Origin of the sequence: Algibacillus agarilyticus (assembly GCF_003286125.1) — a bacterium.
Classification (GTDB): domain Bacteria; phylum Pseudomonadota; class Gammaproteobacteria; order Enterobacterales; family Alteromonadaceae; genus Algibacillus; species Algibacillus agarilyticus.
The window spans coordinates 149,068-166,801 of record NZ_QMED01000008.1 but is presented as its reverse complement, the minus strand read 5'-3'; the positions used below and the strand labels follow the sequence as shown (position 1 = coordinate 166,801).

Genomic DNA, 17,734 nt, shown 5'->3' with positions numbered 1-17,734 from the left:
TAGCACACTGTCAGGCACTTATTAAGATGAAGCCCAGTTTTATGACTGGGCTTTGTTGTATCTACTACTTTCTTCTGCGTTTTAAACGCCAAGTAGTGAACCGTTTATGCCTGACGGCAATAGCATTATGGTCCCACCTGATCCCATCTCGAACTCAGTAGTGAAACATAATAGCGGCGATGGTAGTGTGGGAGTTCCCATGTGAGAGTAGCACACTGTCAGGCACTTATTAAGATGAAGCCCAGTTTATGACTGGGCTTTGTTGTATCTGGCGCTTGGGTTTAGCTAATCTCTCAGAATGCATCCAGCGTTTTTTGAACAAGGCGTCGGTGTACTTCAGGCAACCTGCCTTTCGCTAAAGCCAGCAAATCTATTCAAAAGTATTCCAGACATTTTTGCGTAGGAATGGTTGTTCCCTTTCAAATACCGATAACACAGGTCAAAAGCCCTTGGGGCGTTCTTTTCAGGCGAGTTTTAAATGCGCTTACTCTGTGTTGCTCGAACTCGAAAGAGCACCAATATTCTTTAATTCAAGCACCTTGATTAAGCGCATTTCATATGTAGGATCTTAAGAAAAAAAGAGGTGTCTTCATGTTCAATTTGTGANCGGCGATGGTAGTGTGGGAGTTCCCATGTGAGAGTAGCACACTGTCAGGCACTTATTAAGATGAAGCCCAGTTTATGACTGGGCTTTGTTGTATCTGGCGCTTGGGTTTAGCTGATCTCTCAGCATGCATCCAGCGGTTTTTGAACAAGGCGTCGGTGTGTAGGAATGGTTGTTCCCTTTCAAATACCGATAACGCGGGTCAAAAGCCGCTGGGGCATTCCTTTCAGGCGAGTTTTAAATGGGCTTACTCTGTGTTGCTCGACCTCAAAAGAGCACCGCTATTCTTTCATTTAAGCGCATTTAAACGCTCGCTGAGTGGGCACTTATTATTACGGATTGGTATTAGCAGTATCATATTTCCTTGATGGAAAAAATAGAGCCGAAATCGCTAGAATATTAAAAGTGAGTAGGCGCTCAGTCAACGACTGGGTTTCTAATTACCTAGCATCAGGCTTAAAAGGCTTGGAGACTAAAAAGCAGAAAGGTCGCGAACCTTACCTATCAGAGCAACAACAACAACAGCTTCGTGAGTTTATTACTGAAAGTAGTCAGTCTGATTGCGGTGGTCGGTTAATTGGCGCTGATATTCATGCCTATATAGTTGAGCATTTTGACATTAATTATCACAGTAACTCTATTTATCGTTTATTGAATTCATTAGGGTTCAGTTGGATAACGTCGCGCTCTCGCCACCCTAAGCATCAGTAGACGCTCAAGAAGCGTTTAAAAAAACTCATATTGGAAGTGATCAAAAAACTCCAGGTCACCTACCACTTGAACGTGTTGATATCTGGTTTCAGGATGAAGCTCGATTCGGCCAGAAAAATACCACAACACGTTTATGGGCACCTAAAGGCACTGTCGAAGCATATACAGTCCTTGGAATGCATTTGTTGAAGACACAAAAATGTTATTTAAATATGCACAAGAAGCTGGGCTAAAGTAAGCAGAGATTAAAGAGGATTGGTTTAAAAAAGGTGAGCAAACGTTAGCGGGTTAATTTTTGCAGGAATTAGAGAAATTCAATTTTATTATTTCAATTAGCTTTAGATTTATAGCCCTAAATAAATCAAGATAATCAGCGTTTACCAAGGTATTTTTTCAAGTATTTAAGATGTTACTATTTGGCTAAAAATATCGTGAGTGTTTACTGATAGATGTTAAACCGGATAGATTTAGGAACCGTAAAATGAACAAAATAAACGCCAAATTTATTTTAGAGAATATTTAGCTCAAGAAGCAATCGCTGCTGTGCCAATTAACGTCTATACTAAAGTTCAGTAATTACATGATGTAGTTACTTAACCATTTGGTGAGCAAGATTCATTTAATAATTATGCGAAGCCCGAACCTAATTGGGCTCAAGAGTTGGAAATATCATGCAGCAGTTAACTTACTCAATTCTTGAGTGTGCGGAAACGCCGGATCATTGGATAGTTGAATGTACTATGTCTTATATTCCTGATTGGGAAGTTTGTCAGCAAGACATTAGTGATTGGCTTTTATCTTTAGGATTTATTATAAAAGAGTTCAGCTTGGGTGCTGATCGATTTTCTTGGCGACTCGATTTAGCTGGCTTAATTTGCATGTTTCATGTTGAATTTTTAACTGAAACATTTTGGTTTGATTGCGATGATGCAATAACAAGAGACACTATTGTATTAGGGCTTGTTAATTAATTGCATTCGAATGACATCCATTTTATTAATTAATACGCGTGATATGATGTGGCGTTTTCCGCATTATTATAATTAAATCATTATTTAGGCTGTTTATGAGAATTAGTTCGTTTGCGTCAATATTATTAGTGAGTTGTATATTGCTCTTTATGAGTTTTATAACTAATAGTTATGCATCTAACTCTCTTGATTTGATCGGTAATGAAACTAAGATAAAAATGGGACAATTTCTTAGTTATGTCGAGGCCGATAGTGATTTATCAATAGAGCAGCTTTTGCAGAACCATCGCTCAATTGATTGGCATGCTAATACTCGGCAATCTCCTTCTTTTTATAGTACAGATCAAGCTTGCTGGCTCAAATTTAAATTAAACAATTTAAATGATAAGTCAAATGAATATTTTCTCGCGATTGATTTTCCTCTACTTGATGAAGTTGAAGTATACGTTGTTGATCCTCTTGCTAACGTTAGCCAACAGATCGGTCGTTCTGGTTTGTCCCAGCCTGTATATGAACGTGATATACAGCATCGTAGTTTCGTGTTTCCTTTGATGATAGAGCCTGAAACACAGGTTGATATTTACCTCAGAATTAAAAACGATGGTTTTACTCAACTTCCTATTACGTTGTGGACGCCTAGCACATTTTATCAACTTGAATCGCTCGCTATCGGCTTAATAGCGGCCTTACTGGGCGTTATTTTAGCGATTAGTGTTTATTCTATTTTTGTTTATAATGCCGTAAAAGATAAAACCTTCCTTTATTATTCATTATATGCCCTTTGCTTTTTTGGTTTTTATGTCAGTTTAAAAGGCTTTGGCTTGCAATTTTTCTGGGACGACCAACCTAACCTGAGTCAAAGTTTGTTTATTGTTTTTATGGGCTTTGCTTTAGCATTTTTAGGTTTATTTAATATTTCGTTTCTGAAAATTCAGTCTCATAGTTATTACGCCTACCGTCTCTTTAGAATTCTGATCTTTAGTTGTTTTTCATTAATTTTAGTTCCTTTTATATTTCCGCATATTGTCGGTATTGTTATCGGCATGAGTTTAGCGCTAATTATTTCGTTATCGACTTTGTACGTTGGCTACCGCGCTTATCAACATAAACTAGAAGGCAGTGGCCGATTTTTAATGAGTTGGATATGTTTTGCGATTGGTATTTTTATTATTATATTAAATCGTAGTGGTGTCATTGATCGGACTATATTCACTGAATTTGGTTTGGTTATAGGGCAAATCGTCAGTTTTGTGATTTTATTCCATGCTTTAATGGGAAGAATTAAATTAGCACAAAGTCAAAGTGTGGCCGCACAAGATAAAGCGATGAGCCACTATCAAATGTTTCATGATATATACCAACATGCTGTTGAGGCGCATTATACAACCACTGAAGATGGACGTATTGTTCGAGGCAATCAGGCTTTTGTTGATTTATTAAAGTTTGAAACAATTGAAAATTTACTATCTGAACAAACTAATATGGCACACTTTTATTTAGATGTTAAAGATCGCCAACAGCTCGTTCGCAAAGCTAAAGAGTTAGGGCGGATGATTGGCTATCATGCACAGTGGCGCAGAAAAGATGGGCGTAATATTTGGGTTTCTATTAATTTACGGTATCAAGCTGATACGATTGATGGCAACGTATTAATTGGTTCTATTATTGATATAACCGAAAGTAAAAAAGCGGAAAAGCAACTTGAGTTTATGGCAACTCATGATGCTTTAACGGGTTTGTATAATCGTAGAGAATTTGAAAAACGCCTTAATGATGCCTTGTTTGAGTGCAATGATGAAGTAAGTCACACCTTACTGTATATGGATTTAGACCAATTTAAAGTCGTGAACGATACTTGTGGTCATAAAGCGGGTGATATTTTATTACGCCAGTTAACCGAAGAAATGCGCGATATAATCGAAGGTAAAGGAACTCTAGCTCGTTTAGGTGGCGATGAATTTGGCGTGTTGTTAATGGATTGTACCGGCGATGAAGCTTTTGTTCTGGCTTATCAAGTTAAGCAATCTGTGCAAGAGTTTCGCTTTGTATGGGATAGTCGAGTTTTCACGGTTGGTGTGAGCATTGGCATGGTTGAAGTGAATGAAAAAATACAATCTATTGATGAAGTTTTAAGCATTGCAGATACCGCCTGTTTTACTGCTAAAGAACAGGGGCGTAACCGGATCCATACCTATACCGAATTAGATAAAGATGTTAAGCGCCATCATGCCGAAATGGAACAAGTCACACAAATTAATAAGGCTTTAGAAGAAGATCGCTTCTTTCTCGAATTTCAAATCATTATGCCTATTAAAGTGCACGAAAAATTGCATTATGAGTTACTCATTCGTATGCAAGGTGAAAATGGCGAGCGTATTCCACCCGGTTTATTTTTGCCCGCTGCGGAACGATATAACTTAATGGCACAAATCGATCAATGGGTTATTAATCATTACTTTAATTGGTTAAGTGAACATCCTGATCACATGCAAAATTTAAGTAAGTGTGCGATTAATCTTTCGGGTCCTTCGCTTGGTAATGAAGATATGCGGTTATATATTTTAAATGCATTTGAACAATATAAGATCCCTTATAATAAAATTTGTTTTGAGATCACCGAAAGCTTAGCTATTACTCAATTAGATAAAACACTTGGTTTTATTAAAACGTTTAGAAATTTAGGTTGCCATTTTTCATTGGATGATTTTGGTAGTGGTTTTTCATCTTATGGTTATTTAAAAAACTTGCCGGTTGATTATTTAAAAATTGATGGTGCATTTGTGAAAGACATGCTCGTTGATCCAATCGATTGCGCAATGGTTAAATCTATTAATGAAGTCGCTAAAGCTATTGGTATGTCAACTATTGCAGAGTTTGTTGAATCAGAAGAAATTTTACTACAATTGCAGGAAATAGGGGTTGATTATGCACAAGGCTACTTTGTTAATAAACCTAAGCCATTAGCGGAACTGCTCGACATTTCGATACCTGAGATCAAATAATCGCTATATCTCAGTGACTTGGGGGTATATGATTACTTTACAATTTGTAATATCGGCACTAGGCTAAGAGCTAAATTCGATTTAAGTTCATACTTTTTAGTTTTAATATCTGATGATTTAACTCACTATGAGCTTACATTCTACTGACAAATAGATGGTTGTAATTTATAAACTTTAGTCTAATTATATGTTTATATTATTCAATCTATGTGTATAAGACTCATTACAGTAAGCTAAAAATAATATGAAAAATACAGCTGCATTCACTTACTTCACTTTTATCTCTCGCATTATTCTCTTCATATATTGTGTATTTAATACGGCGAACTTACAGGCTGCTGATATTCAATGGAAACACAGTATTGATGAGCGTTGGCAACAGTCGGCGCAGCAAAGTTTAAAAGTTAATAGTGTAGATAAACTTGAATTATCTATTGCGCCAGCCCCCGATATTTTATACCTGGTTATTGAAAACCCTAGAGTTAAATTGACAATTGATCAACGAGTCGAATATGTTGCGAATATGTTCGGGCAAGTTATTAAACTACAGCCAAATACCGCTTACCATTTTCAGCTTACAGCTCCTTATACTGCTTATACTACAGTTGAGTTATTGAATGCTGAACAACTTGTGAGCCAACAACAGCATGAAGCTTGGATCTGGGGTGTAATTTGTAGTGTATTGGTTGTGTTAGCTATGTACGCCATTATTAGTGGTAATTGGTGGCAGCAAACCATGCACTACTGGTTTTTAGGCCTTGTAATTGCTGCTCTTAGTTTTATCTCAATTCATTCGGGTATGATCCAAAATTGGCTTAAATTACCTAATGCTGTCTTGAGTAGTGGTTTGTACCATTTTTCGATGGTGTTAATGACATTATGTTTTGTTGGTATAACCAAAAGCGTATTAACGTTTAAATGTGCAACTCGCGCTTTTCGGCAGTTATTTAATATTGTGATCTCATTGTTAGCGGTTGTTTCGTTAGCTTGTTTATTTGTGCCATTACCATTTGGTTATTATTTGGCATTGAGTTTTGCGTTACTTAGCGCTTTGATTTGTACTTATAGCAGTTTAGTCGCAAAACCAGATAAAAAATCGGGTTCATCGCAGCGAGGGTATACTGGTAGTTGGGTTATTTTTTCAATCATGCTAGGGGCTATTTTAATCTCTAGTGTTTTACCGTTAAGTGCTAATTTTAATTATTTGTTACCTGCGGTCATTACATTACATATATTTACGATGGCTTTGATTTTAGCTGAACGGCAAGTGGGAATGCTAAAACAAACATTATCGGTTGTTAATCACCGCCGTAAACAAGGCTCTTCTCTACAGTATGCGGCTTTACACGATAAGTTAACCGGTTTGCCCAATCAGCTAGCGCTTGAAACTTATTTTATGCAAGTCATAAAAAAGCACAATTCGTCCAAGTATGCGCTTGTCTTACTTAAATTGAAAAACTTTGAAACCTTAAATCATAATTTAGGTTATTCGACAGGTGATATGGTCATTGTGCAAATGGCTCGCCGTTTAAACCGATTATTGGCCGAGCGAGCAGAAGTGGTGCCTCTTGCTTCAAATGGAACAGATGAGCAATTATGTTTAGCCGCGTTGAGTGGGGTTACCTATGCATTTGTTTTAGACGTAACAGAGCAAAAACATGTACTCGAATATTTAGCGCTAGAATTACGCCAGCAGTTACCCGATCCAATCGCGTTAGATGCGTTAGTCATTGAGAATGATATTTCAATGGGCGCTGCTTATTTTCCTGCCGATGGTGATAATTTTGATACATTACTTAACTCAGCCCATACGGCACTTGAATTTGGCGTAGTCAATAATCAACTACTGTCGGAATTTACGCCTGATCAGGAGCCTATTTCGATTGAACAAAGAGAGTTAGCGGCAGAGTTAAAAGAAGCGCTTAAGCAAGATCAATTACAATTGATGATTCAGCCTGTGGTTGAAATTAATTATAAAAAAATTGTCGCTGGTGAAATTCTAATCCGCTGGCGGCACCCTGAAAAAGGCTTGATCCAACCCAATGACTTCATTCATTTGGCTGAAAAAACCGGTGCTATTTATGGAATAACACGTTGGGTTATTAAATCTGCGGTTGAAGCTTTAGTTGATTGGCGTAAACAATCGATTGATGCTCAGGTCTCGGTAAATATTTCTAATCGAGATTTACTCCAACATGAACTTATTGATTACATTGCTGATTTACTCAAACAACACGATATTCCTGCTAATAAATTAGTGTTAGAAATTAATGAAAACGCTTTAACATCAGACACGTTACAAGCACATGATGCTTTGTTACGTTTACATAAGTTGGGTGTACACACCGTTATTGATGATTTTGGCACGGGTATAACATCATTAAGTTTGATTAGAAAGCTACCGCTAAATGGTGTGAAAATAGATCGTGCATTTGTGCAAAGTTTAATGGAAGGTGAAACGGCAAAAACCATTGTTAATACGGTTATTGATATAGGACGTAATCTCGAACTAGATGTCATTGCCGAGGGCGTGGAAGATCTTGAATTAGAGGATAAGTTACGTCGTATGGGTTGTAACTTAACGCAAGGCTTTTTGTATTCAAAGCCTTTTGCTTTAGAAGGGTTTGTGAGTTGGGTGCAGCAGTGGGAAAAAAGCCGCTCTAGTACAAATAATATGGCAAAAAAGAATAACCAAGAAACGGATATAAGCACTGATCTCCAGAATGATTAATTGGGTCTGAGTGGAAATGTGCAGCTTATAAAAAAGCCTGATTTATCATCAGGCTTTTTTAATGGATAGAAAGATAAAATGGATAAAATTACTTATCGTCTAAGTCGTTTAAGCCGTCTTCATCATCACTGTCATCGGGGAGCGCTAAAACTTCTGGAGATAAAACAACACCTGTTGAATCTGCATAAATAATATCTTCAGGTAAAAAAGTAACGCCCGCAAAATTCACCGGTATATTTTCTTCGCCATGCAGATCATCATCTGCACCAACGGGAATCGAAACGAGTGCCATAATACCAATATCCATTTCTTCAAGTAAATCGACATCACGTACGGCTCCGTAACAAATAATGCCGCTCCAGTTATTATAAACGGCTAAGTTAGCGAGTTCAGCATCAATTAAAGCGCGTCTCATTGAGGCGCCACCATCAATTAATAAAACTTGGCCTTCACCATCTTGTTCTAATACTTGCTTAATTAAACCGTTGTTTTCAAAGCATTTAATGGTGGCTATTGGGCCCGAAAAAGAAGCGATAGCGCCATAATGACTAAAAATAGGTTCAACAACGTCGATCATATCGGTATATAAGTCACAAATTTCAGAGGTACTGTATTCCATAAAGTTTTATCCCGTTTCTTTTTATGTCTTCAGTATATAGAAAGCCTAACGACTGTCTAGCTCACATTGATGATTTTACGGTTAACAAGTAGGCGAATGATTAAATCAATAACGAACTAACTCCTTTTTTAAGTTTGTCATCTATTTGCAGTAATTCGGTCAATTATCCGTCACATAACCCTCTTAGAATTAGCCGCAAATAAGGTTATTGTCGAGGTCGCTAATGAATAAAGTCACAACGGTAGATTTACAATTATTTTATTGGTTGTTCACCCGTACACATAACCGCTCTACTTCTTGGGTTAAGCGTTTATCTAAAACAGGCGATGGGCCGGTATATGCGTTATTAGCGCTCATATTATATTGCTTTGCTGAACAAGGGGACGATTTTGTTGCTACTGGGTTATTAGCTTTTGCTATCGAATTGCCTATTTATATGCTACTAAAAAATATGTTTAAACGTAATAGACCATCGGCGGTGGTTATTTCTGCGCATATTATACCGTCTGATCAATTTAGTTTGCCTTCTGGGCATACTGCCGCGGCTTTTTTAATGGCCGCGGTTTTAAGTCATTTTTGGCATGATCTTTACTTATTTTTTTATGCATGGGCAAGCTTGATTGGTATTTCAAGAATTTTATTAGGTGTGCATTATCCTTCTGATGTGATCGCAGGAGCCCTTTTAGGTATAGCTTGCGCGTCGATTAGCCTTTCGTTTATTTAGGATCGAATATGAAAATATTTTATGGAGTACAAGGAACCGGCAACGGTCACATAAGTCGTGCGCGTATTATGGCTAAGCAATTTGCTAAAATGAACATATCGGTTGATTATTTGTTTACAGGCCGGCCTGCTGATAAATATTTTGATATGGAATGCTTTGGTGATTACCAAACACGCAATGGAATATCTTTTACCAGTGCTAACGGACGAGTCCAGCATTTTGAAACACTGCGTAATCTTAAACTTGCTACTTTCATTCAAGATGTAAAAAGCCTTGATCTGTCAGGCTATGATTTAGTGTTGAATGATTTCGAACCTGTTTCGGCTTGGGCCGCTCGTAAACAAAATGTGAAATGTATGGCCATTAGTCATCAAGCATCTTTTTTACGTCCAGTACCGACTAAAGGCTTAACATGGCTCGACAGTGTGATTTTACAACATTTTGCGCCATCGGATATTCAGCTTGGGGTGCACTGGTATCATTTTGGTTACAATATTATTCCACCTTTTATTGAGCCTATGGTTCAAAACGAAACGTCCTCAAATAAAATAATGGTTTATTTGCCGTTTGAATCACTTGATTATGTGACCTCTATTTTAACGGGATTAAGTGATTATGAATTTTGTTGTTACCATCCTGATGCGCAAAATTTAGTGTTAGATAATATAGAGTTTAAAGCTTTATCACGTGAAACATTTAAATTTGATTTAGCGGCGTCAACCGGTGTCATTGCCAATGCGGGGTTTGAATTATCAAGCGAAGCGATAAGTTATGGTAAGCCTTTATTGTTGAAACCCTTAAATGGTCAGTTTGAACAAAAGAGTAACGCCCATACTTTATCGTTACTAGGGTTAGCTGATGTGCTACCTGACCTTGATATGGATGCAATCGAAACATGGTTACAAAAACGCGATGCCGGTAAAGTTGTTTTCCCATCTAATCCAGACGTTTTTGCCGAATGGATTATCGCAGGGGACTGGAGTAATACTAAAGCGTTAAAAGATAAGTTATGGGCAGATGTTGAATTTCCACAATTTGTTTATGATAAATTATCACGTATGAAAGCGGCGTAACATGAATTGTCGTTGACGGCAGATTGCCATATCGGGGTATAAACTTGATAACAGCGTTAAATTTACCGGTAGAATAGCGACTTAGTTGAATTATTGCCTTGTTAATTGAGAAAGGGATAACACGCATTTTAGATTGCCCTTATGTGTAATTCTTTCGAGTTATCGCCTTTTATTAACAAGAAAAGCCAGCGTTTGATTGCTGGCTTTTTAGTTTTTAAACGTAAGCTAAAAATGAGTCAGTGTGCCTTAAAACTTACCGCGTAAACCCACATTAAAGCGTGCACCAAAAGCTTGCGCGCTAACAAGTTGATTATCAAAACGACCGTGTTGACGTAAGGTTTCATCGGTTAAGTTTAAAGCCTCAACAAAAACAGTGAAATTATCGTTTATGTCATAGCTCGCATTTGCATCGAATTGGCCATACGTCTCAGTATAAACCGGTTCGCCTGGTGAGCGTAACTGACCTACATAGGCTAAGAATTCATCACGCCAGTTATAAGCAACACGTACTTGAAAACCATTTTGGTCATAAAAAGCGACAAAGTTAGCTGAATCACTTAAGCCCGTTAATGATGTTTGCTCTTCAACAGAGCTAACATCGAACTCGACATCGCCATCCACGATTGTAAAGTTGGTTTGTAAGCCAAAACCTGTATCAGCAAATAGATGCTGTAAGGCAACTTCGATACCATTTACAGACGCAGATTCTTTATTAACAGGCGTCGTGATTGTCCAATCGATTTCAGGGGCGCCGGTAACAACACTGCCATCACAAATAGCGACATCTGAACCATTGGTTGGGCACTGACCTGGCCCCCCAACATCTCCTTGACTCGGATCGGTATAAGCTACGTTATCAGCGTTATATAATTTACCGGTTGTTGTTTCATTTGAAATGTAGTTATCAACCCACTTTTTAAAATAGCCAATTGATGCATAACTACCTTCGTCGTAATACCATTCAAGTGATACATCAAAGTTGGTTGATAAATACGGTTTTAAATTTGAGTTACCTTGGTAAGCTAAATAGGGGCCAGAAGGGCGTGAAGTCGCGATGGTAGCTGCGGGGCGCAATGCGGTTAAATCATTACGGGTCAAACTTCTGCCGATCGATACACGTGTGATTAAGTCATCTTGCACTTCTAAACTTAAATCAATGCTCGGTAAAAAATAAGAATATTCGCCGTTTAATTGTGTTGTACCAAATTCAGGTGTATCAGCGTATTGTGCTCGTAGCTCAGTTAAACTTTCAAAGCGTAATGCATAAGGCGTTACTTGACGTGTTGAACCGCTAACATCAGTGCTTTCATAACGAGCACCCGCTGTAATGTTTAAAGGCATATTATCAATATCGCTTTCAAACTCGGATTGTACATATACTGAGGTCGTTTTTTCGTTGATTGAATTATAAACCTCAGGGTTAAATGTAAAGCCATAATCTTTTTCAAGTTCACGATACATCGTACCCACATCAAATTCTAAAAAGTGAGTAAATAAAGTTTCGCTGCCACTGAAGTCATTACCCACATCTCCACGAGGAACTAAATTGACTTGATCGGCTGTTGGGTTCCAAGCTCGGCCTAATGTGGTCATATTCATACGCCAAGTTGTATCATATTGGAAATCAACAATGCTGGTGCCAAATTTAACACGTGCTAATGGGCTATCAGCATCATTTACCCAAGTAAAATCAAGTTTTGCTTGGTCAATCGTATTTTCCACTTCATTACCACGGCCAATAACTAAATTTCCACCGAGATAATCTAAATCATATGGGCTATCACCTGTATCTGCGTAGTCATATAAGTAATGCATATAGCCATTAAAATTAGCATCTGCAAATGAATCAGCACTGTTTAATAAAGGTAAATCACTGTCGTCGTTATAATCTAAAGTAAATTGACCTGCATAGCACTGCTCATAAGTAGAGCAATTAAAGTCTGCATTGGTTAATAAAATCGATTGTTCTGATAAATTACCCTCTGGCTGCGCGTGAGATGTTGAGCTATGGATATCAAACTTCATTGCAAGCGTGTCATTAATTTGCCAATCAACGTTAAAGCCCACAGAGTCGTTAACGGTTTCAATTTCATCATAATAACCAATGAAATCGGTACCGCCGCCGCCATTTACTATTTTTGCTAATGTACCGTTTTTATCTGCAGTCGCCGTGACCCAATTCCCAATCCAGTGAGCGGTTTGGTAGCGTTCAACCGTATCGGTATAATCTGAGAAGAAGTAATCTAAGCCAAACTTTATATCTTTAGTGGGCGCGAATTGCACAACAATTTGGCCATTTGTTCTGTCTCGTTCATGGTGGCTTACATCCATGTTATAGTTTTGTGGTAGCCAAATGTTACCTTTCGGATTTATGTTTGGATCAATAGCATCAACATTAGCAGTGCCACTGGCACCGCCACAATCTGGCGAAAACGTTGTATTGTAGCCTAATTGGCAAGCACCACCTTTTTGTAATAACCAACCATCGGTTGCAATAATTTCTTGAGCGCTATCACGTTGAGAGCTAGAAAAAGCAGCTAAAACACCTAGTTTTCCCGCTAAGAATACATTACTGATCATGCCTGATATTTCTGGTGTGATGTCACGGCCTTGTTCGTTAGAGGTGTCCATCATACCTTTAATACCAAAAGCGGCTTTAAATCCATCATAATCTAATGGTTTAGCTGTTTGTATGTCTACTGTGGCGCCAATTCCACCGGTTGCTTGGCTAGCCCGAGCCGTTTTGTAAATATTTACACCACTCACTGATTCAGATGCGATCTGTTCAAAATTAAAACTACGGTTTTGAGTGCCCCCCGCGCCTTCTTGTTTAGGCGAATCTGCAAATGGCATTGAACGACCATTTAGGGTGACTAAGTTAAAGCTAGGCCCAAAACCCCGAACCGTAATTTGATTACCTTCACCGTTTTTGCGATCGATGGATACGCCAGATACACGCTGTAAAGATTCTGCTAAGTTGGTATCTGGGAATTTACCCATATCTTCAGATGATATGGCATCAACAACACCGCTTGATTCACGTTTTACATCCATTGACTTGATCATTGAGCCGCGAATACCGGTTACTTCAATCGTTTCCATTTCTTCGGCTGCTTCTCCAGCCGCAATAGCATGTGTTGCTGACATGCTTAAAATACTGGCTACTGATAAAGACAATAGGCTTGGTTTGAAAAATGCTGTGTTCTTTTTCATTTGGTTGTTCCCCATTCACTTGTGATTGCTCTTAACCTGTTAAGGCCGAAACCAACAGGACAAAGAGTGTGATTGACTCTGTTGTTATTGTTGTGTTTCTTATTAGTTAAAAAATCAGTGTTTTTTGCTTTATCAAAAGTGTTGTTATTAATAGCCGTTATTAATACTAGTACACTTTTTAACATAACAAATGTTAACGATAACAAATCTAACAACAATGAAAGTTTGAGTCAAATTAAAAATGTTACTATTTTTTATCAAATCGTTAATGTTTAATTAATAAATCTGTTTATCCATAGTTTTTAGCCTATTAATAGGCTTTAACGCGATCCTAATATAGTGTTAAATCGATTTTATGTGGTTTTATATAGCAAATTAATCTGAGTTAACTATTTTTAAAATTACATTTTTATTGTTTTTGGTATTGATAACATTTATGTGGTTAAGTGCGATGTGCTTTGTTAGTCTTTTATCATCAAATTAACAATGTGTTAATTTAAAGTTGGTGTTTTGTGTTTAAGCGTTTTTAGCAAAACAACAAAAAGGAGAGCGTTTGTGGTTCAAAATAACTATTACACATACATGCTGGCTATTATTGTTTCGATAGGTGGTTTTATTTTTGGTTTCGATGCCTCGGTTATTTCTGGTGTTGTTGGCTTTGTAACGGCTGAATTTAGTTTAAATGCATGGCAGCAAGGCTTTGTTGTGAGTGCGCCAACTTTGGGGGCTGTTTTGGCCAGCATTGGCGCCGGGCCATTAAGTGATCGCATCGGTCGGCGAAAGGTGCTTATTATTATTGCCGCCTTATATGTTGTTTCTGCCATTATATCGGCTTTTGCACCGAGTTATGCTTTTTTGGTTGTCGCGCGTTTTATTGGCGGTTTAGCATTTGCGTCATTGTTATTGGCGCCTATGTATATCGCCGAAATAGCGCCTTCGCATTTACGTGGTCGGCTGATCTCAATTAACCAACTTAACATTATGATTGGCTTTTCGGCTGCTTATTTTTCTAATTATCTGTTTTTACAATTAAGTCAAACTGCCGGAGTGGGTTGGTTGGGTTTTTCATTTAACGAAAATACATGGCGTTGGATGCTCGGTATAGAAGCTATCCCTGCCATTGCCTATTTTGCTTTGTTGTTTCTCATTCCTGAAAGTCCACGTTGGCTGATTATTAATGGCCAAGCAGATAAAGCCGAAAGTATATTTGCTCGATTATTGAATAAAGCGCAAGCGCAAGTCCAAATAAATGAGATTAAAAATACACTGTCAGAAAAACCACTTTCTATTTTTCAGGCACTTAAGCAATTATTTGGTTCAAAAATGCGTTTAGCTTTACTTGTCGGCTTAAGCATTGCGGTTGTGCAACAAGTTACCGGTATTAACGCCGTTTATTTTTATGCCCCCAGTATATTTGAACTCAGTGGTGTCGGTAAAAACGCGGCGTTTATTCAAGCTATTTGGATTGGTTTAATTAATTTGTTTTTTACCATTTTTGCTATTTTCATGATCGATAAATTAGGGCGTAAACCGTTATTACTGATTGGCTTATTTGGCGTTGTAGTTAGTATGGCAACGATAGCTTATGGGTTTAGTCAGGCGACTTATCGAATTGATCAGCAGTCGGTACACGATTTTAGTACAACCATTGATAAGCAAGCGTTAACACCGGTACTTGATATTGAATTTCATTCTGATGTTGAATTTAAACAAGCGCTCAACAGCGCGTTAGGTGAAAACGTTGTTAGTGAGCACCAGGGTGAATTAATGAAAGCAGCAACAACAATGAACTCGACACTTATTTTAGTGGGGTTATTGGCTTTTGTTTCATCATTTGCGATCTCGTTGGGCCCTGTCATGTGGGTATTGCTCGCCGAAATTTTCCCTAATCAGGTGAGGGCTGTTGCGATTTCCGTATGCGGTATTATTAACAGTGGCGCTAGTTTTTTAACCCAGCTCGTATTTCCTAGTGAATTAGCCACTTTTGGAGCCGCTTGGACATTCAGCCTTTATGGTCTATTTGCCGCCGTGGGCATTATATTAATGTATTGGTTATTACCCGAAACCAAAGGCAAATCATTAGAAGAAATGGAAGCCGTTTTTGCAAAAAAACAACAGGGAAACTTGGCTCCCAATCTCGATATAAAATCGGCATAAAGCAACTTGGCTATCAAAGCGCTAACATGTATTTGTCAGCGCTATTTTATTTACGTAAGGTATAAATTTAAGCCATAATTCAGTGTTATTAGCCAAAAAATAATGCTACCGTTTGCGTACATTTTTTTAGGTTATGCACTCTATTATATGTTCAAAGCGTTACTCTTCAGTTTCTTATCTTTATCTATTCCTTTTTCTTCTTGGGCTGTTAACCAAACCAACGACGAGTTTATTGCACAAACCGCCGAAAAATATAAATTACCGGTTACTCGAATTAAACATTGGCTCGATCAAGCTAATAAAGATCAAACCGTGCTTGATGCGATGGCTAAGCCATGGGAAGCCAAACCTTGGCATCAATACGCGCCTATTTTTTTAACTGAAAAAAGAACGCAAGCCGGGGTTAAATTTTGGCAAAAACACCGTTTAACTTTAGACCGAGTTGAAAAAGAGCTCGGTGTAGATGCGGCTATTGTTGTTGCCATTATTGGTGTTGAAACGCTATACGGGTATTACAAAGGCAAATACAGTGCGTTAGATAGTTTATATACGTTAGGTTTTTATCATAAATCGCGCGGTAAATTCTTTAGGAAAGAACTAGCTGAATTAATGGTATTGGCAGAAGACGAACAGTTTTCAGTCACCGATATAAAAAGCTCTTACGCAGGGGCCATGGGCTGGGGGCAGTTTATGCCATCAAGCTACCGTTATTATGCGGTTGATTTTGATGGTGATGGCAAACGTGATTTATTTAACAATGAAGTGGATGCAATCGGCAGTGTTGGTAATTATTTTAAAAAACATAGATGGCAATTTGGTCAGCCCGTGGCATTTAAAGCCCGTGTAACAGGGAATGAACATAAAGCTATTTTAAGCCGAAACTTAAAACCTAAGCGAATAATATCGGATATTTTAAGCCAAGGTGTATTTGTAAATGCCGATATTAATACCCAAGATAAAGGTCATTTAATTAAATTAAAAGGCGCGACCGAAGATGAATATTGGCTGACGCTACAAAATTTTTATGTGATATCTCGATATAATCACAGCCCTTTATATTCAATGGCGGTATACCAATTAAGTGAAGCGATTAAAGCTGAAATGGCAAAGCATGATGAATAAAGGACTTATCGTTTTATGTTGTGTGTTACTCGGGGCGTGCACGGCTAATACTAGTCGTTATGCATTAACAAATGATTTAGCCCCCACCCGGATCCCGACCACAAAAGAAATGCAAAACCCGATCGCGTATTACACCGAAAAAAGCCGCGGCGGCAATAAACCTTATGAAGTCAATGGTCAAGCGTACGATGTGATTCAAGATGCAAAGGGATTTGAAGAAACCGGTATCGCAAGTTGGTACGGACGTAAATTTCATGGCCATTTAACGTCTAATGGCGAAATTTACGATATGTTTACCATGACCGCCGCACATAAAAATTTACCTTTGCCCATTTATGTTGAAGTGACTAACTTAGATAACAATAAAACGGCTATTGTGCGGGTGAATGACCGTGGCCCATTCCACCCTGAGCGAATTATTGATTTATCCTATTCTGCCGCTTATAAGTTAGGCATGACCGATACCGGTACGGCGAATGTTAAAATTAAAGCGTTAGCTACCACCCCCGGTGGGTATTTATTTATCGAACGCAGCCAAGATAAAGCCGCCCTACAGGGCTCGGCTTCGGTATTGGCCTTGTTATACAATGTTGATTCAAAGATAGTTGAAAGTGAAGGAGCGTTTGAGCTGATCATGGGGCCGATTGCTGAAGAAGAAAAACTCCTTGAGTTGCAAGCATATTTAACACTCTCGGGGTACAGCCCTAAGCGATTATAAGCGTGTCATCGCGGCTAAATCGTCATAGCATTAAGGTTATGACAATAAACTTAATGATATAGATGAAACCTGAACAACTGCTTGATAGT

11 protein-coding genes and 1 rRNA gene are annotated in these 17,734 nt (G+C 38.2%); 10 read left to right on the top strand and 2 right to left on the bottom strand.

Annotated features, from left to right (window positions below):
- The first annotated feature begins 109 nt into the window (after positions 1–109).
- The 5 genes from rrf (at position 110) to DPX34_RS08840 (ending at position 8,019) form a co-directional block, all read left to right on the top strand.
- Positions 110–224 (top strand): 5S ribosomal RNA (rrf, locus tag DPX34_RS08865).
- Positions 225–922: 698 nt separating this feature from the next.
- A complete protein-coding gene (locus DPX34_RS08855; RefSeq protein ID WP_111978053.1) occupies positions 923–1,315 on the top strand; it encodes a helix-turn-helix domain-containing protein in 393 nt (130 codons plus the stop codon).
- A gap of 671 nt (positions 1,316–1,986) precedes the next feature.
- Positions 1,987–2,286 carry a hypothetical protein gene (locus DPX34_RS08850; RefSeq protein ID WP_111978052.1) on the top strand — a complete coding sequence of 100 codons (300 nt, stop codon included), beginning with the start codon at positions 1,987–1,989 and terminating at the stop codon, positions 2,284–2,286.
- A gap of 149 nt (positions 2,287–2,435) precedes the next feature.
- The gene (locus DPX34_RS08845; RefSeq protein WP_198673659.1) at positions 2,436–5,288 is read left to right on the top strand and encodes an EAL domain-containing protein; all 2,853 of its coding nucleotides are present in this window, start codon (positions 2,436–2,438) and stop codon (positions 5,286–5,288) included.
- 244 nt (positions 5,289–5,532) lie between these two features.
- A complete protein-coding gene (locus tag DPX34_RS08840) occupies positions 5,533–8,019 on the top strand; it encodes an EAL domain-containing protein (protein ID WP_111978050.1) in 2,487 nt (828 codons plus the stop codon).
- An 88-nt stretch (positions 8,020–8,107) separates the two neighbouring features.
- On the opposite strand, the gene rraA is transcribed toward DPX34_RS08840, so the two are convergent.
- Positions 8,108–8,638 carry a ribonuclease E activity regulator RraA gene (rraA, locus tag DPX34_RS08835; RefSeq protein WP_111978049.1) on the bottom strand — a complete coding sequence of 177 codons (531 nt, stop codon included), beginning with the start codon at positions 8,636–8,638 and terminating at the stop codon, positions 8,108–8,110.
- Between the two features lie 223 nt (positions 8,639–8,861).
- On the opposite strand from rraA, the gene DPX34_RS08830 reads away from it, so the two are divergent.
- Together DPX34_RS08830 and DPX34_RS08825 are read left to right on the top strand one after the other, a co-directional pair.
- Positions 8,862–9,362, top strand: a complete 501-nt coding sequence (locus DPX34_RS08830; RefSeq protein WP_111978048.1) for a phosphatase PAP2 family protein — start codon at positions 8,862–8,864, stop codon at positions 9,360–9,362.
- An 8-nt stretch (positions 9,363–9,370) separates the two neighbouring features.
- The gene (locus tag DPX34_RS08825; RefSeq protein WP_111978047.1) at positions 9,371–10,435 is read left to right on the top strand and encodes an MJ1255/VC2487 family glycosyltransferase; all 1,065 of its coding nucleotides are present in this window, start codon (positions 9,371–9,373) and stop codon (positions 10,433–10,435) included.
- Between the two features lie 246 nt (positions 10,436–10,681).
- On the opposite strand, the gene DPX34_RS08820 is transcribed toward DPX34_RS08825, so the two are convergent.
- Positions 10,682–13,648, bottom strand: a complete 2,967-nt coding sequence (locus DPX34_RS08820; protein WP_157964670.1) for a TonB-dependent receptor — start codon at positions 13,646–13,648, stop codon at positions 10,682–10,684.
- Between the two features lie 555 nt (positions 13,649–14,203).
- Between DPX34_RS08820 and DPX34_RS08810 the strand changes: the two genes are divergently transcribed.
- From DPX34_RS08810 to DPX34_RS22280, 3 genes are all read left to right on the top strand, one after another.
- Positions 14,204–15,805, top strand: a complete 1,602-nt coding sequence (locus tag DPX34_RS08810; protein ID WP_269815517.1) for a sugar porter family MFS transporter — start codon at positions 14,204–14,206, stop codon at positions 15,803–15,805.
- Positions 15,806–15,952: 147 nt separating this feature from the next.
- Positions 15,953–16,927, top strand: a complete 975-nt coding sequence (mltB, locus tag DPX34_RS08805; RefSeq protein WP_111978044.1) for a lytic murein transglycosylase B — start codon at positions 15,953–15,955, stop codon at positions 16,925–16,927.
- Complete coding sequence (locus tag DPX34_RS22280; protein WP_269815516.1) at positions 16,917–17,645, top strand: septal ring lytic transglycosylase RlpA family protein; 729 nt, start codon at positions 16,917–16,919, stop codon at positions 17,643–17,645. Before mltB ends, DPX34_RS22280 begins: the two co-directional genes overlap by 11 nt.
- Positions 17,646–17,734 lie beyond the last annotated feature (89 nt).